Source organism: Streptomyces sp. NPDC050704 (genome assembly GCF_040654355.1).
In the GTDB taxonomy this organism is placed as follows: domain Bacteria; phylum Actinomycetota; class Actinomycetes; order Streptomycetales; family Streptomycetaceae; genus Streptomyces.
In genome coordinates this window covers 87,340-113,081 of record NZ_JBFAHW010000028.1, presented here as the reverse complement: position 1 = coordinate 113,081, position 25,742 = coordinate 87,340, and the positions used below count along the sequence as shown (strand labels likewise).

General features: G+C 70.8%; 21 protein-coding genes and 1 pseudogene. 7 read left to right on the top strand and 15 right to left on the bottom strand.

Translation table 11 applies throughout. The features are described 5' to 3' along the window. A pseudogene (locus AB0I18_RS18760) lies at positions 1–568 on the bottom strand (hypothetical protein); the annotation flags it as partial. Positions 569–1,166: 598 nt separating this feature from the next. On the opposite strand from AB0I18_RS18760, the gene AB0I18_RS18755 reads away from it, so the two are divergent. After that, positions 1,167–2,369, top strand: coding sequence for an amino acid deaminase/aldolase (locus AB0I18_RS18755; protein ID WP_363106605.1), 1,203 nt, complete (start codon positions 1,167–1,169; stop codon positions 2,367–2,369). A gap of 60 nt (positions 2,370–2,429) precedes the next feature. Here the strand turns inward: AB0I18_RS18755 and AB0I18_RS18750 are convergent, their stop codons facing one another. Genes AB0I18_RS18750 through AB0I18_RS18735 form a run of 4 tightly spaced genes read right to left on the bottom strand, consistent with a single transcriptional unit; the run spans position 2,430 to position 7,017 of the window. Beyond that, the gene (locus tag AB0I18_RS18750; protein WP_363106610.1) at positions 2,430–3,377 is read right to left on the bottom strand and encodes a DUF2510 domain-containing protein; all 948 of its coding nucleotides are present in this window, start codon (positions 3,375–3,377) and stop codon (positions 2,430–2,432) included. A gap of 54 nt (positions 3,378–3,431) precedes the next feature. After that, positions 3,432–4,238: a 3-oxoacyl-ACP reductase gene (locus AB0I18_RS18745; RefSeq protein ID WP_363106604.1), complete on the bottom strand. Its 807-nt coding sequence runs from the start codon at positions 4,236–4,238 to the stop codon at positions 3,432–3,434. Then, positions 4,235–5,641 carry an aldehyde dehydrogenase family protein gene (locus tag AB0I18_RS18740; RefSeq protein WP_363106603.1) on the bottom strand — a complete coding sequence of 469 codons (1,407 nt, stop codon included), beginning with the start codon at positions 5,639–5,641 and terminating at the stop codon, positions 4,235–4,237. The genes AB0I18_RS18745 and AB0I18_RS18740 overlap by 4 nt, the downstream gene beginning before the upstream one ends. Before the next feature lie 11 nt (positions 5,642–5,652). Beyond that, positions 5,653–7,017 carry a glutamine synthetase family protein gene (locus AB0I18_RS18735; RefSeq protein ID WP_363106602.1) on the bottom strand — a complete coding sequence of 455 codons (1,365 nt, stop codon included), beginning with the start codon at positions 7,015–7,017 and terminating at the stop codon, positions 5,653–5,655. A gap of 77 nt (positions 7,018–7,094) precedes the next feature. Between AB0I18_RS18735 and AB0I18_RS18730 the strand changes: the two genes are divergently transcribed. The 3 genes from AB0I18_RS18730 to AB0I18_RS18720 all read left to right on the top strand — a co-directional run bounded on the left by AB0I18_RS18730 (position 7,095) and on the right by AB0I18_RS18720 (position 10,208). Continuing rightward, complete coding sequence (locus AB0I18_RS18730) at positions 7,095–7,841, top strand: FCD domain-containing protein (protein WP_363106601.1); 747 nt, start codon at positions 7,095–7,097, stop codon at positions 7,839–7,841. Between the two features lie 220 nt (positions 7,842–8,061). Continuing rightward, positions 8,062–9,507, top strand: a complete 1,446-nt coding sequence (gene eat, locus AB0I18_RS18725) for an ethanolamine permease (RefSeq protein ID WP_363106600.1) — start codon at positions 8,062–8,064, stop codon at positions 9,505–9,507. Positions 9,508–9,524: 17 nt separating this feature from the next. After that, complete coding sequence (locus tag AB0I18_RS18720; protein WP_363106599.1) at positions 9,525–10,208, top strand: gamma-glutamyl-gamma-aminobutyrate hydrolase family protein; 684 nt, start codon at positions 9,525–9,527, stop codon at positions 10,206–10,208. On the opposite strand, the gene AB0I18_RS18715 is transcribed toward AB0I18_RS18720, so the two are convergent. Together AB0I18_RS18715 and AB0I18_RS18710 are read right to left on the bottom strand one after the other, a co-directional pair. Beyond that, a complete protein-coding gene (locus AB0I18_RS18715; protein WP_363106598.1) occupies positions 10,177–11,142 on the bottom strand; it encodes an aminoglycoside phosphotransferase family protein in 966 nt (321 codons plus the stop codon). The genes AB0I18_RS18720 and AB0I18_RS18715 overlap by 32 nt on opposite strands. Positions 11,143–11,661: 519 nt before the next feature. Continuing rightward, complete coding sequence (locus AB0I18_RS18710) at positions 11,662–12,570, bottom strand: LysR family transcriptional regulator (RefSeq protein ID WP_363106609.1); 909 nt, start codon at positions 12,568–12,570, stop codon at positions 11,662–11,664. A gap of 139 nt (positions 12,571–12,709) precedes the next feature. On the opposite strand from AB0I18_RS18710, the gene AB0I18_RS18705 reads away from it, so the two are divergent. After that, positions 12,710–13,879 carry a TDT family transporter gene (locus AB0I18_RS18705; protein ID WP_363106597.1) on the top strand — a complete coding sequence of 390 codons (1,170 nt, stop codon included), beginning with the start codon at positions 12,710–12,712 and terminating at the stop codon, positions 13,877–13,879. Here AB0I18_RS18705 and AB0I18_RS18700 read toward each other — a convergent pair. The 5 genes from AB0I18_RS18700 to AB0I18_RS18680 form a co-directional block, all read right to left on the bottom strand. Beyond that, entirely contained in the window at positions 13,806–14,534 is a 729-nt protein-coding gene (locus AB0I18_RS18700; RefSeq protein ID WP_363106596.1) for a helical backbone metal receptor, read from the bottom strand. The genes AB0I18_RS18705 and AB0I18_RS18700 overlap by 74 nt on opposite strands. Positions 14,535–14,597: 63 nt before the next feature. Next, positions 14,598–15,161: a helix-turn-helix domain-containing protein gene (locus tag AB0I18_RS18695; RefSeq protein WP_363106595.1), complete on the bottom strand. Its 564-nt coding sequence runs from the start codon at positions 15,159–15,161 to the stop codon at positions 14,598–14,600. Between the two features lie 185 nt (positions 15,162–15,346). Then, complete coding sequence (locus AB0I18_RS18690) at positions 15,347–16,327, bottom strand: hypothetical protein (protein WP_363106594.1); 981 nt, start codon at positions 16,325–16,327, stop codon at positions 15,347–15,349. Positions 16,328–16,557: 230 nt separating this feature from the next. Further along, positions 16,558–19,170, bottom strand: coding sequence for an ABC transporter permease/substrate binding protein (locus AB0I18_RS18685; protein ID WP_363106593.1), 2,613 nt, complete (start codon positions 19,168–19,170; stop codon positions 16,558–16,560). Further along, positions 19,163–20,251, bottom strand: a complete 1,089-nt coding sequence (locus tag AB0I18_RS18680) for a betaine/proline/choline family ABC transporter ATP-binding protein (RefSeq protein WP_363106592.1) — start codon at positions 20,249–20,251, stop codon at positions 19,163–19,165. Before AB0I18_RS18680 ends, AB0I18_RS18685 begins: the two co-directional genes overlap by 8 nt. A gap of 268 nt (positions 20,252–20,519) precedes the next feature. Between AB0I18_RS18680 and AB0I18_RS18675 the strand changes: the two genes are divergently transcribed. Then, positions 20,520–21,467, top strand: a complete 948-nt coding sequence (locus tag AB0I18_RS18675) for a 5'-3' exonuclease (RefSeq protein WP_363106608.1) — start codon at positions 20,520–20,522, stop codon at positions 21,465–21,467. A gap of 207 nt (positions 21,468–21,674) precedes the next feature. Then, entirely contained in the window at positions 21,675–22,514 is an 840-nt protein-coding gene (locus tag AB0I18_RS18670; protein ID WP_363106591.1) for a siderophore-interacting protein, read from the top strand. A 386-nt stretch (positions 22,515–22,900) separates the two neighbouring features. Here AB0I18_RS18670 and AB0I18_RS18665 read toward each other — a convergent pair whose 3' ends face one another. The 3 genes from AB0I18_RS18665 to AB0I18_RS18655 all read right to left on the bottom strand — a co-directional run bounded on the left by AB0I18_RS18665 (position 22,901) and on the right by AB0I18_RS18655 (position 25,545). Then, positions 22,901–23,680: an ABC transporter permease gene (locus AB0I18_RS18665; protein ID WP_363106590.1), complete on the bottom strand. Its 780-nt coding sequence runs from the start codon at positions 23,678–23,680 to the stop codon at positions 22,901–22,903. After that, positions 23,677–24,693 carry an ATP-binding cassette domain-containing protein gene (locus tag AB0I18_RS18660; RefSeq protein WP_363106589.1) on the bottom strand — a complete coding sequence of 339 codons (1,017 nt, stop codon included), beginning with the start codon at positions 24,691–24,693 and terminating at the stop codon, positions 23,677–23,679. Before AB0I18_RS18660 ends, AB0I18_RS18665 begins: the two co-directional genes overlap by 4 nt. Before the next feature lie 204 nt (positions 24,694–24,897). Next, complete coding sequence (locus AB0I18_RS18655) at positions 24,898–25,545, bottom strand: PadR family transcriptional regulator (RefSeq protein ID WP_363106588.1); 648 nt, start codon at positions 25,543–25,545, stop codon at positions 24,898–24,900. Positions 25,546–25,742 lie beyond the last annotated feature (197 nt).

The window sequence follows — 25,742 nt, the reverse complement described above, 5'->3', positions numbered from 1 at the left end:
GGTACGCGACGCGGTCGCCGGACGCGGCGGGGTGCCCGCCGGCTCGGCGCTCCTCGTACGCATCCCCGGCCCGGCCGGGGGGCGGGGCGGGGCGCTGGTATCCGCGGGGCTCCGCACCGGGGTACGCGACGCGGTCGCCGGACGCGGCGGGGTGCCCGCCGGCTCGGCGCTCCTCGTACGCATCCCCGGCCCGGCCGGGGGGCGGGGCGGGGCGCCGGTATCCGCGGGGTTCCGCACCGGGGTACGCGGCGCGGTCGCCGGACGTGGCGGAACGGTCGTCCTCGGCTCGGTGCCGGGGCGTGGGGGGACAGTCGTTGCCTTCGCCCGCGGCTCGGTGCCGCTCACGGGCGGTGGTGTGTCCGGAAAACGTGCCGAAGCGGCCGGAGGAGGCGGCATGTCCGGAGCCTGTCTCTGGTCGCCGGTCGGGCGGAGGTTCGGGAAGCGGGGCGCCGGCGGAGCGCCCGGGGCCGTCTCCCTGGGGCCGGAGCCGTCGGACGCTCGCGGACGGGGCGGTGCGCTCGCGGCGCCGGGTCCCGGCCGGGACCCGGCGATGCCGCGTCTGAACCACGCGCTGTCGGCGTCGCGCCTCGGCAGCGGCCCCGCGGTGTCGGAGTCGGAGTCGGAGTCGGAGTCTGTCCTCTCAGGGGCACGGTCGTTGTCGCGCCCGGGCAGCCCGCCCGCGCCGGCGCTTCTCCGTGAAGTACTCGCAGCACTCCCGGAGCCCTCAGCACCCTCAGAGCCGCTGGAGCCCTCAAAGCCACGAGAATCTCCCGAGCCACGCTCCAGCAAAGATTCCGCGCCCTCGGCCCGCTCGGCGGCGGTCTCGCCGTCGGGTCCCGACAACTCGCCCGTATCCGCCGGGTCCTCGGAGGGCCCTCGCTCCGCCGCGGCGGACGCCTGCGCCGAAGACGGCTCAGGCGCCGAACCGGGAGGCATCGGCGGGCGTGGAGGGATGGAGGCGCGGCGCGCTTCCGTGCTCATGCACCCCCCGTTTCCTCGACCCCGGGCGACCGGCCCGCCGAAGGAACCCTCCGGGACCGTCCCTGCTTGCGTGCGCGTCACTCTACGGGTTGACGCTGTGCGAGTGGGAACCAGTCGGCAGGCCCGGGGCATCTGCCCGGAACGTCCCCCTACCCTGCGGTAATCAGGTCTGGCAGGCTTCGCCCATGACAGCCCGTGCCGCAGACCGAGCCCGCTACGACCGGGCCACCGCTCACCTGGACGCACCCGTCGCGATCGTGGACCTGGAGGCCTTCGACGCCAACGCGGCGGACCTCGTACGGAGGGCGGCCGGCAAACCCGTACGGGTCGCCAGCAAGTCCGTACGCTGCCGGACGCTGCTCGAACGCGTCCTCGCCCGGGACGGTTTCGCCGGGATCATGTCCTACACGCTCGCCGAATCGCTGTGGCTGGCCCGCTCCGGGTTCGACGACGTGCTGCTCGCCTACCCGTCCGCCGACCGGAAGGCGTACGCGGAACTGACCGCCGACCCCAAGCTCGCGGCCGCCGTGACCGTGATGGTCGACGACCCGGCGCAGCTGAAGCTGATCGACGAGGCCCGCGACGGCGGACGCGAAGTGGTGCGCGTCTGCCTGGAGTTGGACACCTCGCTGAAGCTGCTCGGCGGCCGGGTCAGGATCGGCGCCCTCCGTTCGCCGCTGCACTCCCCGGCCCAACTCGCCGAGATGGCACGTACGGTGGCCCGCCGGCCCGGTTTCCGGCTCGTCGGGATCATGGCGTACGAGGGTCACATCGCGGGCGTCGGGGACGCGCTGCGAGGGCGGCCGCTGCGGTCGCGGGCGATCCGGCTGATGCAGGCCACCGCGCGCAAGGAGCTGGCCCAGCGCCGTGCGGACGTGGTCCGTGCGGTACGGGCCGTGGCGCCGGACCTGGAGTTCGTCAACGGCGGCGGCACGGGCAGCGTCCAGCACACCGCGGCCGAGGACTCCGTGACCGAGATCGCGGCCGGGTCGGGGCTGTACCAGCCGCGCCTCTTCGACAACTACACGTCGTTCAGCGGGCGTCCGGCCGCGCTCTTCGCGCAGCCCGTCGTGCGCAGGCCGGGCGTGGGTGTCGTGACCGTCCTCGGCGGCGGCTACCCGGCGTCGGGTGCCGCGGGCCCCGACCGGTCGCCCGTGCCGTACCTCCCCGAGGGGCTGCGGTACGACGTCCAGGAGGGGGCCGGCGAGGTGCAGACGCCGCTGCTCGGCTCGCCCGCCGACGATCTGCTGATCGGCGACAAGGTGTGGTTCCGGCACGCCAAGGCCGGGGAGCTGTGCGAGCGGTTCGAGGTGCTGCACCTCGTGGAGGGCGAGACCGTGACGGCGACGGTCCCGACGTACCGAGGGGAAGGGCACACCTTCCTGTAGCCCACGACTTCCTGTAGCCCACACCTTCCCGCAGCGGCAGGCTTTCGGGCCCTCGGTCCGCTAGGACGTGGGCCCGATGCTGCTGCCCACTCCGCCGCCCGTGCCCTCGTCGCCCACCGGCCGGATGCCCTTGGTGATCCGGTCCATGTCGGCGAGCGGCGGCCCGTCCTCACCCGCGTCGAAGACGAACCGCACCATGACCGGTGCCTCCGAGCCGACGCTGGACGGGAACGCCAGCGACTGGACGTAACCCCCGGGCCCCGCCTCGGTCCTGACCTGCCAGCGCACGAAGTACCCGGTGCGTCCGGCGACCGCGACCGGTCCCTGCTTGACGAGCTTGTGGGACGTGATGCCGTTGTACGGGCGGCGGTCGAGGCTGTCCCGGTCGTACGCCAGGTCCGCCGCGTCGGAGATGTCGCTCTTCGCGAGGGCCTCGGGGGACTTCTCGTCGTTCGCGGTGACCGTGCGCGAGATGACCTTGCCGTGGCGGCAGAGGCCGCTGTCGCCCGGGCAGTCGTAGGTGCCGGGCGTGGTCATCACGACGTCGTCCTCAGCGACGTACTTGGGCCGGGCCCAGCCGTCGAGGAGCGGCAGGGTGATGCCGTTGAGCTCGTCCACGACGACGGACGGGTCGTCGGCCGACGGCTCGGAGGTGGACTCCGCGGGCGAGGCCGGCGGCGCGGTCGGGGCAGTGCTGGTGGGCGCGGACGACGTGGGCGCCGGGTCGGTCTTCGCCGCCGGGTCGCCGTCGTCCCGGTTCAGGACGAAGGCGCCCGTGACGATCGCGGCGACCAGGACGGTGGCCGCGGTGGTGAGGGCGATCACCTTCGCGCGGCCGGAGCCGCCGCCGGCCGGAGCCGGGGCGAACTGCGGCTGCGTAAAGGGTTGTTGCGGCGGTTGTTGCGGCACCTCGGGCGTACGCCGGTGCTCGGTCCAGGCGGTCCCGTCCCACCAGCGCTCTGTGTGCGGGGCCGAGGGGTCCGGGTACCAGCCGGGCGGAGGCGTCATGCTCATCCCGGCACTCTAGGACGAGACCGGAAGGGGTGTCCTGGCCGAGGCGGCCTAGACGGGTGTGACGTACGCCCCCGCGATCCCGCCGTCCACCAGGAAGTCGGTGGCGTTCACGAACGAGGAGTCGTCGCTGGCCAGGAACGCGACCGCCGCGGCGATCTCCTCGGCCTCCGCGAACCGCCCGACGGGGATGTGTACGAGCCGGCGCGCGGCCCGCTCCGGGTCCTTGGCGAACAGTTCCTGGAGGAGCGGGGTGTTCACCGGGCCGGGGCAGAGGGCGTTGACCCGGATGCCTTCCCGCGCGAACTGCACGCCCAGCTCACGGGACATGGCCAGCACACCGCCCTTGGAGGCCGTGTACGAGATCTGCGAGGTCGCCGCGCCCATCCGTGCCACGAACGACGCGGTGTTGATGATCGAACCCTTGCCCTGGCGTCGCATGTACGGGATCGCGGCCTTGCAGCACAGGTACACAGACGTGAGGTTGACCTCCTGGACCCGCTTCCAGGCCTCCAGGCCCGTCTCCAGGATCGAGTCGTCGTCGGGCGGTGAGATGCCCGCGTTGTTGAAGGCGATGTCGACCGAGCCGTAGGTGTCGTACGCCGTCTTGAAGAGGCCCTCCACCTGCTCGGGGTCGGTGACGTCCACCTTGACGAAGATCCCGCCGATCTCCTCGGCGGCGACCTTGCCGCGGGTCTCGTCGACGTCTCCGCAGACGACGTGGGCGCCCTCGGAGGCGAGCCGGCGCGCGGTGGCGAGGCCGATGCCGCTGCCGGCGCCGGTGATGACGGCGGTGCGGCCGACGAGCCGACGGCAGATGTTCTCCTGCGGCTGAGACTGAGGCTGGGACTGGGTCACTGTGCGGGGCCCTCCGTGCTGATGAAGACGTTCTTGGTCTCGGTGAAGGCGGTGAGTGCGTCCGGGCCGAGTTCGCGGCCGAGCCCCGACTGCTTGTAGCCGCCGAAGGGGGTCCAGTAGCGGACGCTGGAGTGGGAGTTGACGGACAGGTTCCCGGCCCGGACGGCACCCGAGACGCGCAGCGCACGCCCCACGTCCCGGGTCCAGATGGAACCGGACAGCCCGTACTCGGTGGCGTTGGCGAGGCGGATCGCGTCGGCCTCGTCCTCGAAGGGGAGGACCACGGCGACCGGCCCGAAGACCTCCTCGACGGCCACGCGCGCGTGGGGCTCGATTCCGGTCAGGACGGTGGGCGGGAACCAGAAGCCGGGGCCTTCGGGAGCGTTGCCCCGGATGCCCTCCGTACTGTCGGTGGCCTCGGTGACGTACGTCCGAACGCGCTCCAGCTGGGGCCTGGAGATCAGCGGACCCATCCCGGTCTTCTCGTCGGCCGGGTCACCGACGACGACGGACTCGATCGCCGGGGCGAGGAGTTCGAGGAAGCGGTCGTACGCCGAGCGCTGGACGAGGATGCGGGTGCGGGCGCAGCAGTCCTGGCCCGCGTTGTCGAGGAAGGACATGGGGGTGGCGGCCGCGGCGGCCTCGATGTCGGCGTCGGCGAAGACGATGTTGGGGCTCTTGCCGCCGAGTTCGAGGGTGACGGGCTTGAGGAGCGCCGACCCCTTCGCCAACACCTGTTTGCCCACGGCCGTTGACCCCGTGAAGACGATCTTCGCGACCCCGGAATGCTCGACGAGCGCATTACCGGCCACAGCCCCCGCACCCGGCAGCACCTGGAACAGATACTCCGGAAGACCGGCCTCCAGGGCGAGTTCGGCCAGCCGCAGAGCCGTCAGCGGGGTCGTCTCGGCGGGCTTCAGGATGACCGCGTTACCGGCCGCGAGTGCCGGAGCCGTACCCCACGCGGCGATCGGCATCGGGAAGTTCCACGGCGCGATCACCCCCACGACCCCGAGGGGTTCGAGGATCGTGACGTCAAGACCACCCGCGACCGGAATCTGCCGCCCGGTCAGCCGCTCCACTCCCCCGGCCGCGTAGTCGAGCAGATCACGGACGTTGCCCGCCTCCCAGCGGGCGTTGCCGATGGTGTGCCCGGCCTCGCGGACCTCCAGCAGGGCGAGCTCCTCCAGATGCTCGTCGACGACGACGGCGAACCGGCGGAGCAGCCGGGCACGCTCACCCGGCGCGAGAGCGGCCCACCTGGCCTGCGCCTTGCCGGCCCGCACAACAGCGGCATCCACATCCGCCGCGGTGGCACCGGGAACGGTGGCGACGACCTCTTCGGTGGCCGGATTGAGTACCTGGAGTTCGTACCCATCCGACAGCGACTGGGACTGCGACAACGAAGAACCCCTCACATGCGTTCGAAGGAGCGGCGGAGCTCCCAGTCGGTCACCGCGGCGTCGAAGGCGGCCAGCTCGACGCGCGCCATGTTGCGGTAGTGCGCGACCACCTCGTCCCCGAAGGCGGCCTTGGCGATGGGACTGTTCTCCCAGAGCTCGGCGGCTTCACGCAGGGTGGTGGGGACCTGCTCGTATCCCGCGGTGTACGCGTTCCCCGTGCACGCCTCCGGCAGCTCCAGCTTCTGCTCGATCCCGTACAGCCCGGCCGCGACCAGACCGGCGACGGCCAGGTGCGGGTTGACGTCACCGCCGGGCAGCCGGTTCTCGAAGCGCATCGAGCGGCCGTGGCCGACCACCCGGAGCGCGCAGGTGCGGTTGTCGTACCCCCAGGCGACGGCGGTCGGCGCGAACGACCCCGGCTGGAACCTCTTGTACGAGTTGATGTTGGGCGCGTACAGCAGGGAGAAGTCCCGGAGCGCGAGGAGCTGCCCGGCGAGGAAGTGCCGCATGACGTCCGACATGCCACCGGGACCGGCCCCGGCCATGACGTTCGTACCGTCCTTGTCCGTGAGCGAGAGGTGGATGTGGCAGGAGTTGCCCTCGCGCTCGTTGTACTTCGCCATGAAGGTGAGCGAGACGCCCTCCTGGGCGGCGATCTCCTTGGCACCGGTCTTGTAGATGGCGTGCTGGTCGCAGGTGACCAGGGCCTCGTCGTACTTGAAGACGATCTCGTGCTGCCCGGGATTGCACTCGCCCTTGGCGGACTCGACGATCAGACCGGCACCGGTCATGTCGTTGCGGATGCGCCGGAGCAGGGGCTCGATACGCCCGGTCCCGAGCACCGAGTAGTCGATGTTGTACTGGTTGACCGGCGTGAGAGCGCGATAGTTCGCGTCCCAGGCCTGCTCGTACGTGTCCTTGAAGACGATGAACTCCAGCTCGGTCCCCACCTGGGCGGTGAAGCCGTGCTCGGCGAGCCGCTCCAGCTGGCGGCGGAGGATCTGCCGGGGTGCGGCGACGACGGGCGAGCCGTTGTCCCAGGCGAGGTCGGCGACGAGCATGGCCGTGCCGGCGTTCCACGGGACCCGGCGCAGCGTGCTGAGATCCGGATGCATGGCGAAGTCGCCGTACCCCCGCTCCCAGCTGGACATCTCGTACCCGTCGACCGTGTTCATCTCGGTGTCGACCGCGAGCAGGTAGTTGCAGCCCTCCGTACCGTGGTGCAGGACCTCGTCGAGGAAGAAGCGTGCGGCGAACCGCTTGCCCTGGAGCCGCCCCTGCATGTCGGGGAAGGCCAGGACTACCGTGTCGATCTCGCCGCTCGCGACCAGGGCGTGCAGCTCCTCGACGCTGAGGGGTGGTGTGCGGTCTGCCACGGGAAAGGCCTCCTTGGGTCAGCCGAGAGCCATAAGGTATGTCCCAGAACCATTGCTTGGGAAGGGGGTGCAACCAGATGCCGCAGGCCGACGCGGACCCGCGGGCTCCGCAGGTGGACGACCGGCTGACGCCGGTGCTGCGGCCGGTGCGGGCGGGCAACGGCTTCGAGGAGGCCCTGGAGCAGATTCTTCAGATCGTCCGGCTCGGCCTGGTTCCGGGAGGCGAACGGCTGCCGTCGGAGCGGGAGTTGGCCGACCGGCTGGGCATCAGCCGCGTCACGCTGCGCGAGGTGCTGAAAGTCCTGCAGGACCAGGGCCTGGTCGAGTCCCGGCGCGGGCGGTACGGCGGCACGTTCGTGCTCCCGAAGACCGAGACGCACGGCGAGGACGAACTGCGCCGCCGCATCGAGAAGGTCGACGTCGAGGACGTCCTGCGCTTCCGCGAGGTGCTGGAGACGGGCGCGGCCGGGCTGTGCGCCCAGCACGGCCTCGATGACGAGCAGGCACGACGACTGCGGGACGCCCTCGCGCGCACCCGCGACGCGCCGCTCGCCGACTACCGGCGCCTGGACACGATGCTGCACCTCACTCTCGCCGAACTGTGCGGCTCCCCGACACTGAGCGCCCAGTACGCGGCCGTACGGGCGACCGTCAACGATCTCCTGGACTGCATTCCGCTGCTCGTCCGGAACCTGGAGCACTCGCAGCACCAGCACACGGCCCTGGTGGAGGCCGTGCTCGACGGGGACGCCGACGGGGCTCGGGCGATGATGCGCGAGCACTGCGCGGGGACGGCCGCACTGCTGCGCGGCTTCCTCACCTGACGCGCCGCCGCACCCGGGCGCCTCGGAAGCCGTGCGGCACCGCGCGGCTCCGCGACGCTGGAAATGATTAATGGTCGCGTAACGCGCGGGTATTGCTTTCTGGCCATCCGGCCCGCAAAGGTATGGCTCCGTTCCATTGCTTTTCGCTGCGCCACCGGGAGCCCTCCAGGTGCCCCGGGCCGCTTCCGCCCGCGCATCCGCCGCCTGTGGGGAGTCGTCCATGTCCGTCGAATCAACCAAGCCCCCCGCCGCCCAGGAGGGGGACGACTATCTGGACCGCAGGACCCTGCGCCGAGGCAGCGCCGGCTGGCTGCTGCTGACCGGCCTCGGCGTCGCGTACGTCGTCTCCGGCGACTTCTCCGGCTGGAACTTCGGACTCGCCGAGGGCGGCTTCGGCGGCCTCGGGATCGCCATGGTCCTGATGGGCCTGATGTACACGTGCATGGTCTTCGCGCTCGCCGAGCTGTCCTCCGTCCTGCCGACGGCGGGCGGCGGCTACGGCTTCGCACGCCGGGCGCTCGGCCCCTTGGGCGGCTTCCTGACCGGCACCGCGATCCTCATCGAGTACGTCCTCGCGCCCGCCGCCATCTCGATCTTCATCGGCGACTACGTCGAGTCGCTCGGCCTGTTCGGGCTCACCTCCGGCTGGCCGGTGTACCTGGCCTGTTTCGTGATCTTCATCGGCATCCACCTGTGGGGCGTCGGCGAGGCGCTGCGCTTCAGCTTCGTCGTCACGGGGATCGCGGTGATCGCGCTGCTGGTGTTCGCGGTCGGCGCGCTCCCCGACTTCGACACGTCGAACCTCGACGACATCCCGGTGGACGCGAGTGCCTTCGGCTCCAGCTCCTGGCTTCCCATGGGTCTGCTGGGCATCTGGGCCGCCTTCCCGTTCGGCATGTGGTTCTTCCTCGGAGTCGAGGGCGTGCCGCTCGCGGCCGAGGAGACCAAGGACCCCGCCCGTACGCTGCCGAGGGCGATCCGCTGGTCGATGGGCATCCTGGTGGTCCTGGCGCTGCTCACCTTCTTCGCCGCCGCCGGGTCGCGCGGCTCGGCCGCGATCCAGGAGGCGGGCAACCCGCTCGTGGAGGCGCTCCAGCCGGACGGCGAGGCGACGACACTGAGCCGACTCGTCAACTACGCGGGTCTCGCGGGCCTGGTGGCCTCGTTCTTCTCGCTCATCTACGCGGGCTCGCGCCAGCTCTTCGCCCTCTCCCGGGCCGGCTACCTGCCCCGCTTCCTGTCCCTGACGAGCAGCCGCAAAGCCCCGTACCTGGGCCTGCTGGTGCCGGGCGCGATCGGCTTCGGGCTGGCCGCGGCGACGGGCGACGGCGCGCGCATGCTGAACGTGGCGGTCTTCGGCGCCACCATCTCGTACGCGCTCATGTCGCTCTCGCACATCGTGCTGCGCCGCCGCGAGCCGGGCCTTGAGCGGCCGTACCGTACGCCGGGCGGTGTACTGACGTCCTCGGTGGCGCTGGTGCTGGCGTGCTCCGCACTGGTGGCGACGTTCCTGGTGGACGTGACGGCGGCGTTCATCGCGCTCGGGGTCTACGTGGTCGCGGTCGCGTACTTCGGCCTCTACAGCCGCAAGCACCTGGTGGCGAAGGCGCCGGAGGAGGAGTTCGCGGCACTGGCGGCGGCCGAGGCAGAGTTGGAACGCAACTGAGTCGGCAGAAGGAGTTCATGGTGAGCGGCAGGCCGCTGATCGGAGTCAGTACGTACCTGGAGTCCGCGCGCTGGGGCGTGTGGGAGCTGGAGGCTGCCCTGCTGCCCGCCGGCTACCCGAGACTCGTGCAGGCGGCGGGCGGCCTGGCCGCGATGCTGCCGCCCGACGACCCCACGTACGCCGCCGAGACCGTCGCCCGGCTCGACGGCCTGGTGATCGCGGGCGGCCCCGACGTGGAGCCGTCCCGGTACTGCGCCGCACGCGACCCCCGCACGGGCCCGGAGGCACCCGAACGCGACGCCTGGGAACTCGCCCTGATCGACGCCGCGTTGGCCTCCGGCACGCCGCTCCTCGGCATCTGCCGCGGGATGCAGCTCCTGAACGTGGCACTCGGCGGGACGCTCGTGCAGCACATCGACAGCCATGTCGAGGCCGTGGGGGTTTTCGGACGGCACCCGGTGAAGCCGGTACCGGGCTCCCTGTACGCCGGACTCGTCCCGGAGGAGACATCGGTACCGACCTACCACCACCAGGCGATGGACCGCCTCGGCTCGGACCTCACACCTTCGGCATACGCGGCGGACGGCACGGTCGAGGCGATCGAACTCCCCGGACCCGGCTGGGCGTTGGGCGTGCAGTGGCACCCCGAGATGGGCGAGGACCTGCGTGTCATGCAGGCCCTGGTCCGAGCCGCTTCCTGAGCCAGGCGAGAGCGGCCTCACCCTGCGCCCGCTGGAAGGCCCTGAGGGTCGACAGGCCCGGCGGCGACGGTTGCCGCGAGTGCCGGACGAAGTAGCCCGCGAGAGCCGCCAGGGCGGACGTCACGCCGTCCGGGTCCGCGTCCCGGCCCAACGGGTGGGTGGTGAACAGCACTTCGGGGTCGGGGCCACCCTGGGCACGGACGCACGGCAGCATCACCAGGAGGTCGAACCACGGGGCGGCGAGCTGGGCGTGCGGCCAGTCCACGAAGAGGACGCGTGCGGGCGAGTCCGTGAGCAGGATGTTGTCCGCGCGGAGGTCACCGTGGGCCAGGGTATCGCCCGAGGCGAACTCGCCCCAGGGCGCCGCCAGTTCGGCGAGCCTGGGCAGGTTGCGTACGGTCCAGGGGTCGAGGCCCTCCCCCCTGTCGCCGGCGTCGAGCATCCTCCGCCAGCCAAGGAACTCGCCCGCGAGTTGCTCCGCGACGGGCGGGACGTCCACCGGGGACGGGGTGAGCACGCGGCTGAGCTCCGCCACCGCGCCCAGCACACGCCCCAACTCGCCCCTCTCCCAGGGGACACGAGGCTGACGCCCTTCGACGTCCTCGAAGACCAGCGCGACCCAGTTCCCGTCGTCGTACGTCCCGAGGAGCCTCGGTGCGGGGACTTCGGCCGGTAGCGCGGCGGCGTTTCTCGCCTCGCGTCGGTGCAGGCCGGGGCTGTGCGGGTTCGTCTCGGCGCTCACCGCCTTGACGAACGCGCGTCGGCCCGTGGCGGTCGTCACCCGGGCGGCCACGCCCGGCGAGAACCCGCCGGTCTGTGTGACCGCCTCCACAACCGGCGCGCCGATCACCTCCGCGACGGCGTCGCGCACCGCCCTGGGAAGGCCTTCCCACGGCGTACGGACGCCTGTCGCCGGCGGGGCTGTGGTGGTCATGCCCTGCATCGTGCGCTGGCGGTACGGCGCGGCGCCACCACATTTTGTGGCGGTTCCTTTCCCCCAACCCCACCCCTTCCCGAAACTGGAGGCTCCGCCCCCAGACCCCCGACCTCGAAGGGGTGGCTTGGACAGGGCGTTGGGTGCGGGTGGGTGGGGGCTTGTCGCGCCGTTCCCCGCGCCCCTAAAAGACTGGGGTGGCTTGGGATTGTTTGGACACTGCGGGGCGGTGGGGGCTGGGTGCGCAGTTCCCCGCGCCCCTAAAGGCGAAAAGACATCGGCCAACGGCCGTGAGGCGGGGTCGGGGTCTGCAGCGCAGGCCCCACTCAGCCGCTGTCGGCTCTCCGGCGTGAGGGGTCGTGTCGGGGTGTCCGATCGCCGCGGCAACCTGCCATGACCGAATATCCCAGAGCGGCGATCGGATACCCCGTCGCGGCACCGACCCCACCACCCACACACCCAGGGGCGCGAGGAACTGCGCGACCAGCCCCCACCGAACCCGCAGACAAACAACCGAAGCTAGAACCGAGTCAGCGTCAACAAATCTCGCGCAGGCCCCGTAGGCCGATGCCCCGTAGGCCACACCGCCCGCAACTCACGGCTCAAATGAACACCCTCCAGCGGAATCTCCACCAGCCGCCGAGCCGAGAGCTCCTCCCCGAGAGCCAGCTCACTCAGAACAGCCGGCCCCGCCCCAGACGCCGCGGACGCCTTCACCGCAGTCGTCGAGGAAAGCTCGATCAACGGCCGAGCCAACCCCCCGAGCGCAGCGTCCAGCACCTGCCGAGTACCAGACCCCTCCTCCCGCAGAATCAGCGGCGTACTCGCCAGCTCACCCCCCTCCAGCGCCCGCCGCCGCCGCGCCCACCGATGCCCGGGCGCGGTCACCACGATCAGCCGGTCACGCGCGATGACCACGGAGTCGAGCCCGGCCGGCACGGACACCCCCTCCACGAAACCGAGATCCGCCTCACCACCGAGCACCCGCTCGGCCACCACCGTCGAGTTGCCCGCCAGCAGCGACACCGCCGTGTCCGGACGCTGCGCGCGCAGCGCGATCAGCCACCCGGGCAGCAGATACTCGGCGATGGTCATACTCGCCGCGACCCGAAGCCGGGAGTCGCGACGATCCCGCAACGCCTGCGCCCCCGCATCGAACGCCTCCGCCGCCTCCACGACCCGCCGCGCCCAGTCCGTCACCAGCGCCCCCGCATCGGTGAGCCGCGACCCCCGAGGCGACCGGTCCACCAGAGCGACCCCCAGCTGCCGTTCCATCGACCGAATCCGGCTGCTGGCCGCGGGCTGCGTGATCCCGACCTCCCGAGCCGCCCGCCCCAGACTCCCGAGCCGCGCCACGGCAAGGAGCAACTCCAGCGCCCCCAACTCGGGCACCCGATGAGCCAGCCCTTTCCCCGACCCCGTCGACACCGACGCCGACGCCGCCTCATGAATCCCCTGGTCGTCAGCCCCGTCAGTCGTCCCGTCACTCACACTCATAAATCCAGCTTATGCCCCCATAGACCAACGCTCCCTGGCGGGCCCCCGGCCCAGCCACGACCGTGAAGTCATGCTCACCGCAGCCCACGCCCTCCAGGCCCCCCGCGCCGCCGCCGTCGTCCGCGTTCGCGCCGAAGGCGTCCGTCACCTCGGCCCCAACTGGTACGCCTCGGTGATGGGCACGGCGATCGTGGCCACGGCGGGCGCCGGCCTCCCGCTGGACATCCCGGGCGTCCGGACCGCCTGCACGGCGGTGTGGGCGCTCGCGCTGGCGACGCTCGTGGCCCTGCTCGCTGCCCGGACCGTGCACTGGACCCACCACCGAAACCAGGCCAGGGCCCACCTCCTGGACCCGGCCATGGCCCCGTTCTACGGCTGCCTCTCCATGGCCCTGCTGGCCGTCGGCGGCGGCGCCCTCGTCGTCGGCCGGGACTGGATCGGCCTCCGGGCGGCGGTCGTCCTGGACGCGGCCCTCTTCACGACAGGGACCCTGGTCGGGCTGGCCGCGGCCGTGGTCGTCCCGTACCTGATGATCGTGCGCCACCGCCCGGAGCCGGCCCAGGCGACCCCCGTCTGGCTGCTCCCCCTGGTCGCCCCCATGGTCTCCGCGGCGCTCGGCCCGTCGCTCGTACCGCACCTCCCGGCCGGCGAGGCCCGGCAGACCCTGCTCCTCGCCTGCTTCGCGATGTTCGGCCTCAGCCTGCTGGCCACGCTGGTGATGCTGCCCCTGATCTTCGCCCGCCTCGTCACGGGCGGCGCCCCGCTCCCCCTCGCGCTCACCCCGACGCTGTTCCTGGTCCTCGGGCCGCTCGGTCAGTCCACGACGGCCGTCGACAGGTTCGCCGTGGCCGCCCCGGGTGTCTTGCCCGCCCCGTACGACCAGGGCTTCGGCGTCCTGGCGGTGCTCTACGGCGTACCGGTGATGGGGTTCGCGATGCTCTGGCTGGCGCTCGCCGGCGCCATGGTCCTGCGCGCCCGCCGCCGGGGCATGCGCTTCGCGATGACCTGGTGGGCGTTCACCTTCCCGGTGGGCACGTGCGTGACGGGCGCCGAGGGGCTCGCACGGCACACCGGGCTCGTGGTCTACGACGGTCTCGCGGTCGCCCTGTACGCCCTGCTCCTGGCGGCCTGGGCGGTGGCCGCCGTCCACACGGCCCGCGGCCTGCTCAGCGGACGGCTGCTCGCAGCGCCTCGCCCAGCACCCGCGGGGCCTGCGCCAACGACGGGCCGTACCAGGTGAGATGGCGTCCGCCGACCAGGGCGACCGGCATCGTCGCCGGGAACGCCTCGGGGCCGTCCTCTCGGGTGAAGCGGTACGGCTCGTCGGGCAGCACCACCAAGTCCAGGTCGGCGGCGCGCAGTTCGTCGATCGGGACGCGGGGATAGCGTTCGGCGTGTGCCGCGTACGCGTTGTCGACGCCCAGCCGCGCCAGCACGTCCCCGGCGAAGGTGTCCCGCCCGAGCAGCATCCAGGGCCGCCGCCAGATCGGCACGGCCGCGCGCAGCCGTATCGAGGGCGAGGGGCGAGGCGGGTCCAGCCATGCTTCCTCGGCCTCGTCCAGCCACTGCGGCCGCCCCCGCACCCCGCACGCGCCGACCACCCGGTCCAGCTCGCGAAAGGCCTGCGGCACGTCCCGCACCTCGGTGACGAGTACTTCGAGTCCCGCTTCCCGCAGGGCGGTCAGGTCGGGCGCCCGGTTCTCCTCCTCGTTGGCGATCACCAGGTCGGGGGCGAGTCCGACGATCCGCTCGACGTCCGGATTCTTGGTGCCGCCGACGCGTACGACGTCGAGACCGGCCGGATGACTGCACCAGTCGGTCGCCCCGGCCAGGACCCCCGGCGCGGACACGGCGACGGCCTCGGTAAGGGACGGAACCAGCGACACCACCCTCATGGCCGGGATCCTACGCACCCGTACCCGCAGCTACACCCACACCCACGGCCGCGGCCGGGCGGATCACCGGCGCGGATCGTCCACGGCCTCGATGTGGTCCGCGACCTCGACGACCAGCACGCGCGTATCCGCCTCGGTGGCCCGCCACCGGTGCCGTACGCCACCTGTCAGATACAGCGTGTCGCCGCGCCCCAGCCGGTACGCGCGGCCCTCCGCCTCGACCTCGACGGTGCCGTCGGCGACGTACATCAACTCGTCGTTGCGGAGCTGGAACTCACGGCCCGCGTCGTGGTCTCCGGTGTACTCGACGGCGTGCAGCTGGTGGTGACCGCGCACCAGGGGGCGCACTCGGGGCTCGTGGGTGAACTCGGAGTCGTCGGAGCGCACGACGTCGACGCTGCGCGCCGGATCGGCGGCGGCCAGGAGTTCGACGCGAGTCGTGCCGAGGGCGTCGGCGACACGCTCCAGGGAGCGCACGCTGGGCCGTGCCCGCTCGTTCTCGACCTGGCTCAGGAACGGCACCGACAGACCGCTGCGCTCGGCGACGACAGCGAGGGTGAGCTCCAGTGCCCGGCGCCGCCGCCGGACGGCCGCGCCCACCCGAAGGGTCTCTTTGCTTTCGTCCATCGCTTCGGCTCCCCTCTGTGCGTCGTCGGTGCGTGAGGTTCGATGGCGGCGCGGTCGGTGTCCCTACGCGCCCATGTCTCGCGGGTTCCTGATGTGTTGAATGCACCCTACGGGTGTTCGGCAAACCGTTTCATGCGCCCGTCACATCGCTGTAAACATTGCCGCACCGTGTGCGCGACGCGCTGTCACAGTTCACGCCAGTAGATCAACTGGCCCGCCTCGCCCGGCGCCGACCCCTCGCGCGGGATGAACAGGCTGACCAGGAGCGCCGGACGCCCGTCGGGGTCGGTGACCAGAGCGGCCGAGGGGTTGGCGAAGGCCCGGCTGCCGCCGTGGGTGCGCGGGAGCAGGCGGTCGGCGCGGCCGCTGCCCGGGTCGTATGCATAGGTACGCCAGGTTCCGAATTCGTTCCGCCACTGCTGTCCTTCGACGAGAACCAGCCGCTCGCCGCCGAGCTCCAGGAGGGAGCGGTCGCCTATGTTGCCGGCGGTTCCCCAGACCTCGAGAGCCTGGTCGAGCCGCTGATCGCGCTCGGCGTGCCAGGTCGTGAAGTCCGTCAGGGTGGCGCGCAGTTGGCGGTCCGTGTCGCACTCGGCCCGGTAGTGGCCGGTGAGTTCGACCGTGTCGCCGCGCGCGGAGACGATGTCCGGGGTGCCCTCGGAGCAGCGAGAGAGGGTGCGGGGCGCGTCGTACGCGCGGGCGGCCCGGCCGGCGAGCAGCGCGTCGAGGTCCGGGTAGCCGCGAACGGCGATGTGGTTGGCCGGATCCCGCTCGTACGCGAGGACATAGCCGCCCCTGTCGTCCGCGGCGAGCGAGGGCTGGCTGCTGCCGGCTCCGAAGTCCTGGCGGCGGGTCCAGGTGCGCAGGTCCGTGGAGGTGGCGAGGGCCGCGTGGAAGCGGCCGTCGGCCAGGGTCGTGTGGTAGACGGCGAGATACCTGCCGTCGGGCGCCTGTGTGATCTCCGCGGTGTCCATGGTGCGGCCCGTGTCGTCCGTCGCCGCGTACCGGTGGCCGTCGGCCTCGCGTACGTCCCCGGCCAGGTCGGCGAAGCGGCCGGTGGCGGCGGAGGCGGGTTTCGCGTCCGTGTGCGGCAGTCCGGGGAACGCCACCAGGGCGGCCGCGAGCGTCAGCAGGACGGCGGCGAGGAGCTTCGGGTGCGTGATCACGGACAGCGGGGTCTCACTGGAGCGGGCGACGGGGCGGAGTCGAGCGTACGAACGACCGGGCGCCCACGGGTACGCGGCGAGAGGTGGGCTTCGCCACACAGGAACCACCCGGGTCCTTGCGGCGAGGCCCACTCCTCGTATCCACCTGTCCGCCGTCACGCGCGCGTGGTGGCCCATTATGGGAAATGGGCCACCACTGGAGGCGGATTTCCTGCGGTCCTACTGCGGTCCTACTGCGGAGTCATCCGCTCCACCATCTCCGGGTGCTCCTTCAGCCACGCCGCGACGGCTTCCTCTTCCTTGCCCTGGCCGCGGTCCTTGATCTCGCTCTCCAGGGTGCCGAGTTCGTCCTCGCTCATCTTGAAGTTCTTGATCCACTTGGTGAGCTGCGGATACTGGTCCGGGAACTTCTTGCTGGAGATGGTGCGGATCGTGTTGCCCTCACCGAACAGCTTCTTCTCGTCCGCCAGCTTGGTGAGCTCGTACTCGCTGTAGGCCCAGTGCGGGGACCACAGGGTGACGGCGACCGGCTCCTTCTTGGCGTACGCGCGCTTCAGCTCGGCGAGCATCGCGGGCGTGGAGCCGTCGACGACGTTGTACTCCTTGTCGAGGCCGTAGCCCGGCAGGACCTTCGTCTTGAGCAGGTTCATCTCGCCGGTGCCCGGTTCGATGCCGATGATCCTGCCGCCGAAGGTGTCGGCCTTGCCCTTGAGGTCGGCCAGGGACTTGACGTCCTTCACGTACGAGGGCACGGAGACTTCCAGGGAGGTCGGCTGGTACCAGGTGCCGAGGTCCGTGAGGTTGTTCTTGTGCTTGTCCCAGTAGTTCGCCTGGGCGTACGGCAGCCAGGCGTCGAAGTTGAGGTCGATGTCACCGGTGGCCAGGCCCGCGTAGACCGGGCCGACGTCCATCTGCTTGAGGTTCAGCGTGTAGCCGCGCCGGGCCAGGACGTTCTTCCACAGGTAGGTGACCGCGATGTCCTCGTCCCACGGGAACCAGGCGACGTCCACCGGGCGCTTCGTCTCGGCGGCGGCCTTGGAGCTCTTGACCGGGGCCAGCTTGTCGACGACGCCCGGGTTCTGCTTCAGCCAGGCACGCACGGCGTCCGGCTGCTTGCCCTTGCCGGCCTTGTTGATCTCCGATTCGAGGCCGGTGAGCTGCTTCTCGGTCATCTTGAAGTTCTTGAGCCACTCGCCGACGGCCGGGTTGTCCTGGGCGAAGCCCTTGCGGGCGACCGTGTGCACTTCGTCGCCCTTGCCCCAGGCGCCCTTCGGGTCCTTGAGCTTCTTCAGCTTGTAGTCGCTGTACGCCCAGTGCGGCGACCAGAGCGTGACGACGACGGGCTCCTGCTTGGCGTACGCGCGCTTCAGCTCGGCCAGCATCGCGGGCGTGGAGCTGTCGACGACCTTGTACTCCTTGTCGAGGCCGTACTCCTTGAGGACCGTGCTCTTGAGCATGCCCATCATCCCGGCGCCGGGCTCGATGCCGGTGATCTTGCCGCCGAACTCGCTCGCCTTGCCCTTGAGGTCCTCCAGGGAGTCGACGCCCTTCATGTAGGAGGGCACGCTCAGCTCCAGGGACGTCGGGCCGTACCAGGAGCCCAGGTCGTCGAGCTGCTTGCCGTACTTCTTCCAGTACTGCTCGTGGGTGGTCGGCAACCAGGCGTCCGTCTGGAAGTCGATGTCGCCCTGGGCGAGCGAGGTGTAGATCGGGCCGGCCTCCATCTGCTTGGTGTCGACCTCGAAGCCGCGCTCCTCCAGGATCTCCTTCCAGAGGAAGGTGGAGGCGACGCCCTCGTCCCAGGGGATGTAGCCGATGGTGATCTTCTTGCCCTGGCCGACGTTCTTCGTGTCGCCCGCGGTGGCGGTCGCGTCGTCGGTGCTGCCGAAGACGCCCATGCCGCCGGCGACCAGCGCGAGCACGACCACGCCGACCATCGCCACGGCGGGCCGGGGGCAGTAGGACCAGATCTTCAGACCCTGCGCGGCACGCAGCTTGGCGGCGGCGCGGCGGCCGAGCGGCGAGACCTGGGTGCCCAGCGCGCTGGTCATGCGGTCCAGGTAGATCGCCAGGATGACGATGGCGACTCCGGCCTCGGCGCCCAGGCCCACGTTCAGCTGGCCGATGGCCTCGTTCACGTCGCCACCGAGGCCGCCGGTGCCGACCATGCCCGCGATGGCGGCCATGGAGAGGCCCAGCATGATGACCTGGTTGACACCGGCCATGATCGTGGGCAGCGCCAGCGGCAGCTGGACGCGCAGCAGGGTGTTGCCGGGCGTGGTGCCGAACGCGTCGGCGGCCTCGACCAGTTCCTTGTCGACCTGGCGGATGCCCAGCTCCGTCATACGGACGCCTGGGGCCAGCGCGAAGACCAGGGTCGCCACCAGGCCCGCGGGGGCGCCGGTGCCGAAGAACAGGAGCGCCGGGATCAGGTAGACCATCGCGGGCAGCGTCTGCATGAAGTCGAGCACCGGGCGCACGAGCCCGCTGACCCGGTCGGAGCGCGCCGCCCAGATGCCCACGGGCACCGAGACGACGAGCGCGATCACCGTCGCCACGACGATGAGCGACAGGGTCTCCATCGCGTTCTCCCACAGTTCGAGGGAGTCGATGAAGGCGAATCCGGCGAAGGTGAGGACACCGGCCCAGGCGCCGCGCAGCCAGAACGCGATCACGGCGAAGATGCCCGCGAGGAGGAGGGGTTCCGGGGCCTGGAGGACATCGTTGATGCCGTCGTACGAGCCCTGGAAGACGGTCTTGAGGAAGTCGAAGAGCCAGCCCATGTGGTCGAGCAGCCAGTCGACCGTGTCGTTGACCCAGTCGCCGAAGGGGATCCTAGGCACCGGCCTTCACCGCCTTGACAACCTTGTCGCGAGGCGTGTCGCAGGGCACGGGTTCGCCCTGCTCCTCCCCCAGGAAGCCGATGAGCCGGCGCCGGGGGACGACGCCGACCAGCTCGCCCTTCTTGTCGACGACCGCGACGGGGTGCGTGAGCCGGGCGCTGATCGCGCACAGATCGCCGAACGACGTGTCGGGCCCGGCGGTCTCGCACCCGCAGTCCGCCTCGTCGCCGCGCAGCTCCGTGTCCATGACGGACGCCGCGGTGAGCACCCGGGAGCGGTCGACGTCCTGTGTGAAGGAGGCGACGTAGTCGTTCGCGGGGCGGACGAGGATGTCCTCGCCGGTGCCGATCTGGACGATGCGGCCGTCGCGCATCATGGCGATGCGGTCGCCCAGGCGCATGGCCTCGTTGAGGTCGTGGGTGATGAAGACGATGGTCTTCTTGAGCTTCTTCTGGAGCTCGATCAGCTGGTCCTGCATGTCGCGCCGGATCAACGGGTCGAGCGCGCTGAAGGACTCGTCCATGAGGAGCAGGTCGGCGTCGGTGGCGAGCGCCCGGGCGAGGCCCACGCGCTGCTGCATGCCGCCGGACAGCTCGTCGGGCCAGGACTTCTCCCAGCCGGCGAGCCCGACCAGTTCCAGCGCCTCGGTCGCCCGCCTCTTGCGTTCGCCGCTCGGCACGCCCTGGACCTCCAGGCCGTAGGCGGCGTTCTCGCGGACGCTGCGGTGCGGGAAGAGCGCGAAGTGCTGGAAGACCATGCTGATCTTCTTCGAGCGGACCTCGCGCAGTTCACGGTCGCTCAGCGCGGTCAGGTCCTGGCCGTCGAAGCGCACGTGTCCCGCGGTGGGTTCGAGAAGTCCGTTGAGCATGCGCAGCAGGGTGGACTTGCCGGAGCCGGACAGACCCATGACGACGAAGGTCTGGCCCGGTTCGACCTCGAAGGACGCGTCGATCACCGCGGCGGTGGTGCCGTCGGCGCGCAGTTCCTCGCGGTCGGCTCCCTGGCGGAGTCGTTCGACCGCCTCTTCGGGTCGTCTGCCGAACACCTTGTAGAGCTGTTCGGCTTGCAGCCTGGATGACACATGAACCTCTCGGGTCGAACGAAATCGGCCCGCCTCCCCCGCCGGCGGGCCGTGGAGCGACGCGGGTTCCGCCCGCTTCTCCGGCCCGCATTTGTCAGCTGTGGTTGAAAGTGCGACCGGGTTCGCTCCGGGGCGGCGCCTGCCCGTGCCCGAGTGGCGCAAACGCGACCGTGGCCCAGTTCACACGGTGTTTACGTCTGGCCGGTAAGGGCACTCGCATTCGCCCACTGTCCGCGCCGAACTGTGACTGTCAGTGGCGTACGGCATGATGCGAAGCGTGACGCAGCAGACGCAGCAGCCCCGCCGAATCATGCTCCTCGACACCGCCTCGCTGTACTTCCGCGCCTATTTCGGCGTCCCGGAATCGGTGAAGGCCCCGGACGGCACGCCGGTGAACGCCGTGCGCGGCCTGCTCGAGTTCATCGACCGCCTGGTGAGGGACCATCAGCCGGACGATCTCGTGGCGTGCATGGACGCGGACTGGCGGCCGCAGTGGCGGGTCGACCTGATCCCCTCCTACAAGGCGCATCGCGTCGCCGCGGAGACCGAGGTCGGCCCGGACGAGGAGGAGGTGCCCGACACCCTCTCCCCCCAGGTGCCGGTCATCGAGGACGTCCTGGACGCGCTGGGCATCGCGCGCGTGGGCGTCGAGGGGTACGAGGCGGACGATGTGATCGGCACGTTCACCGGCCGCGCCACCGGCCCGGTGGACATCGTCACCGGCGACCGTGACCTGTACCAACTGGTCGACGACAAGCGGGAAGTGCGCGTGCTGTACCCGCTCAAGGGCGTGGGCTCGCTGCAGGTCACCGACGAGGCGTGGCTGCGCGCGAAGTACGGGGTCGACGGGCCGGGGTACGCGGATCTGGCGCTGCTGCGCGGCGACCCGAGCGACGGACTTCCCGGCGTGCCGGGCATCGGCGAGAAGACGGCTGCCAAGTTGCTGGCCGAGTACGGCGACCTGGCGGGGATCATGGCGGCGGTCGACGACCCGGGGGCCAGGCTCACACCGTCGCAGCGCAAGCGGCTCGACGAGTCCCGGCCGTACCTCGCCGTCGCGCCCACGGTCGTCCGGGTGGCCGGAGACGTCCCCCTGCCGGACGTGGCCACGGCGCTGCCGCACGCGCCGCGCGATCCGGCGGCCCTGGACGAACTCGGGGCGCGCTGGGGTCTGGGCGGCTCGCTGGCGCGGCTGTTGTCGACGCTGGGGTCCTGAGAGGGACACTGGGGCCTGAGGGGTGCGCCGGCCTGTGCCGGAGCGGTCCTCGGCTTCTTCCGGGGTGATTCTCAGCCGCTTCCGAAGTGATCCACGACTCTTCTGCGTTTTCGCCGGGGGAGGTTCTGGGCTTTTCGAGCGAGGGGTGTTAACTAGGGGGAGGTGCTAACTTAGGTAAGCCTTAGCGAACTTATTCGGGAGGCCGTTATGGCAGAGCGTCCGGCACGCAAGTTGCCCAAGCCCCACTCCGCGGAGGTCATCCGCACGGAGCGGCTGACTCCCCACATGCAGCGCGTGGTACTCGGCGGTGAGGGCCTCGCCGAGTTCACCGCGGGCACCAGCACCGACCATTACGTGAAGCTGCTGTTCGGCGCCGAGGGAGTGACGTATCCGGAGCCCTTCGACATGGGCCGGATCCGCGAGGAGTTCCCTCGCGAGCAGTGGCCCGTCACGCGTACGTACACGGTGCGCGCCTGGGACCCGGAGCTGCGCGAGCTGACGCTCGACTTCGTGATCCACGGCGACGAGGGGCTGGCCGGGCCGTGGGCGATGCGGGTTCAGGCGGGCGAGGTCGTGCGGTTCCTCGGCCCCGGCGGGGCGTACGCTCCCGATCCGGCGGCGGACTGGCATCTGCTGGCCGGTGACGAGAGTGCGCTGCCGGCGATCGCGGCGTCGCTGGAGGCGCTGCCCGATGGCGCTGTGGCGCGCGCCTTCATCGAGGTGGCGGGTCCGGAGGAGGAGCAGAAGATCGCGTCCGATGTGGATGTGGTCTGGGTGCACCGTGGGGATCGACCGATCGGTGAGGCGCTGGTCGAGGCTGTTCGGGGTCTTTCGTTCCCTGAGGGTCGGGTGCACGCGTTCGTGCACGGCGAGGCGGGGTTCGTGAAGGAGCTGCGGCGGCTGCTGCGGGTTGAGCACGCTGTGGCGCGGGAGGATCTGTCCATCTCGGGGTACTGGCGGCTCGGTCACAACGAGGATGGCTGGCAGGCGGCTAAGCGGGACTGGAACGCGCGGGTGGAGGCCGAGCAGGAGCCTTCGGCGTCCTGAGCCGTTTGTCTGCGGGTTCGGTGGGGGCTTGTCGCGCAGTTCCTCGCGCCCCTGGGGTGGTGGGTGGTGGGGTCGGTGCCGCGACGGGATATCCGATCGCCGCTCTGGGATATTCGGTCATGGCACGTTGCCGCGGCGATCGGACACCCCGACACGACCCCTCACGCCGGAGGCCGACAGCGGCTGAGTGGGGCCTGCGCTGCAGACCCCGCCCGGCCCTTGCTCTTTTGTCTTTTCGCTTTTAGGGGCGCGGGGAACTGCGCACCCAGCCCCCACCGGCCCGCAGTGTGAACACCGTCCCAAGACCCCCCGTCTTTCGTCTTTTCAGGGGCGCGGGGAACTGCGCGACCGGCCCACACCCACCCGCGCCCACGTATGAAGGGCCCCTAGACCGACCGCTGGTACGCCCTGAACGTGCGGGTCGACAGCCATACCGCTGCCACCGCCAGGGCAAGGAGCGCCCCGCCCCAAGTGAGCACCGCGCCCCGGTCGGGGTCGTCGGCCATCGCCGAGCGGCCCGCGACCAGGGCCCAGTCGAGCGGGTTGAAGTCGGCGACGTGGCGCATCCAGCCAGGTGTTTGGGACGGCGCCATGAAGGCCGAGGAGAGGAAGGTCAGCGGCAGCAGCAGGAACGTGTTGATGCCGATGATCGACTCCCGCTGGCGAACCAGCATGCCCAGCGCGTTCGAGAACGCGCCGAAAACCGTGCCGAGCAGCGACGCCGCGACGACCAGCACCACCAGACCCCCGACCCCGCCCGGATAGTCCGCACCACCGAGCTTGCCGAGCAGGATGATCAGTACGGACTGGACGGCCGTGGTCAGCGCCTGCTGCACGACGTTGGCGTTCATCAGGGCGCCCCGGCTGACCGGAGTGACCAGGAAACGGTTGAGCGTGCCCCGCTCGATCTCCTCCAGCGTGCCCATGCCCGCCCACATGTTGGAGCTGAGGGCGCTCATCACGACGATGCCCGGCACGAGGTAGTCCAGATAGGTGCCCGTGCCGAAGCCGCCGATTTCGACAACCTCCTTGAAGAGGCTGCCGAACAGGAACAGCCAGATCACCGGCTGGATGAGCATCATCACGACGTACGCGGGCTGGCGGAGCACCGCCCCCAGTTGACGTTGCGTCATGTACCAGGTCTGGGTGAGGGTGTCGGTGCTCATCGGGCGCCTCCAGCGAGAGCGAGAGAGCCGGCTTCCGCGGCCGCCTCGGCCTCGGCGTAGCGGCGGCCCGCATAGCGCAGGTAGACGTCGTCGAGCGACGGGCGGGCGACGGTCGCGGCGGCGACACCGACCCCGGCGCGCTCCAGCGTGCCGAGCAGCGCGGGCACGGCGGCGGGCCCGTCCTCGGCGCGCACGCTGACGCGGCGGCCGTCGAAGAGTGCCTCGTGCACGCCCGGCAGTGCGGTCAGGGCACCCGTGAGAAGCGTACGACCGGCTTCGCCGACCGCCTCGCGCAGTTCCAAGTGGACCGCGTCGCCGCGGAGTTCGCCCTTGAGGGCGTTCGGGGTGCCCTCCACGACGACATGGCCGCGGTCGACGATGGCTATGTGATCGGCGAGGCGGTCGGCCTCTTCGAGGTAGTGGGTGGTGAGCAGGATGGTCAGGCCCTCGTCGTCGGCGAGGCGGGCGATCTCGTCCCACATCGCGGTGCGTGCCTCGGGGTCGAGGCCGGTCGTCGGCTCGTCGAGGAAGAGGATCTCGGGCCGGTGGACCAGGCCGAGCGCCACATCGAGGCGGCGCTGCATGCCTCCCGAGTAGCCCTTGACCTGGCGGCCCGCCGCGTCCGTGAGGTCGAAGCGGGCCAGCAGCCCGGCCACCCGTTGCTGGAGGGCGGCGCCTCGCAACCCGTAGAGCCTGCCCTGGAGTTGGAGGTTCTCGCGGCCGGTGGCCACCGGGTCGGCGCCGGACTTCTGGGCGACCACACCGATCGCGCGGCGCACCCTGTCCGGGTGCCGCAGGACGTCGTGGCCCGCGACGGTCGCGGTGCCCGAGTCGGGGCGGGCGAGGGTGGTGAGGATCTTGACGGTGGTGGACTTGCCGGCGCCGTTCGGGCCGAGGAGCCCGAAGACGGTGCCTGCCTCGACGGTGATGTCCATGCCGCTGAGGGCGGTGACCTCACCGGGATAGGTCTTGATCAGCTGACGCGCCTGCACTGCGGGCGCACGGGTGCTCATGACGACTGCTCTCCTGGGTGAGCGGATGACGACCGATCCGCGTGAAGAGCGCCGGGCTATCCTGGGTGTGCCGCACCTCGATCGCCTGGCCTGCTTCACCGCGGGTCCGGTCCGGGGTTCGAGACCCTGGCAGGGCTGCTCCAACAGCTCTGCCGGGGTCTTTCCTGTGTCGCTGCCTCTTCGGGACCTGCTGTCCCGCTGTCGCTACTTCTCGAAGTGACGGGCCTCCAACTCCTGGAACTCCGGCGGCATTTCGCCCGTCTCCTGGAACGTCCGCCACTCCTTGACGCCGGTGAGGGTGCCCTCCCGCAACTCCTTCAGAAAGCCGCGGAGCCACTCCACCTGCGCCTCGACCATGTGCAGCTGATACTCGGTCTCCACGAGGAAGACCCTGGGCAGCGTCTCGTACAGCTTCTCCAGGCCGCCCCTCGTGCTCGCGGCCCGTACCTCCAGCCGGTTGAGCCGCTCTTCGAGCAGGCGCGTCACCTCGTCCGGGTGGAGGACCCCCACCAGCGAGAGCGCGGTCTCGAAGATCGGGTACTCCTGGGCCGGTACGGCGAGCAGGTCGGACAGCCACTCCGTCGCCTCCTCGCGCCCGGCGTCCGTGATGCCGTAGAGGGTGCGCTCGGGGCGGTTGCCCTGCCGCTGCACCTCGGCGACCTGCACGAAGCCATGCTTTTCGAGGTTCTGCACGACGGTGTAGAGCGAGCCGTAGTTGATCTTGGTGGTGGTGTCCTTGCCGCGCCGGCGGAGTGTCTGCGCGATCTCGTACGGATGCATCGGCCGCTCCGTGAGCAACACCATCACGGCCAGCGCCAGCGGGTTGCCGAGCTTCCTGCGCCTGCTTGCCACCAGCACCACCTCGCTACCGAATATTCGTAGCCGAACATATCGCGAGCCATGGCGACCGTCAATACACACGATATATCTCGACTGGGCCCCGACCGCAAGGGCGTGAGAACTTCGGCCCGTGCCGGATACGGAGGCGACACGCGAGCGAAACAGGCGATCCCTAATTTCTGTCAACCGACAGGAATTCGCTCCCCTGA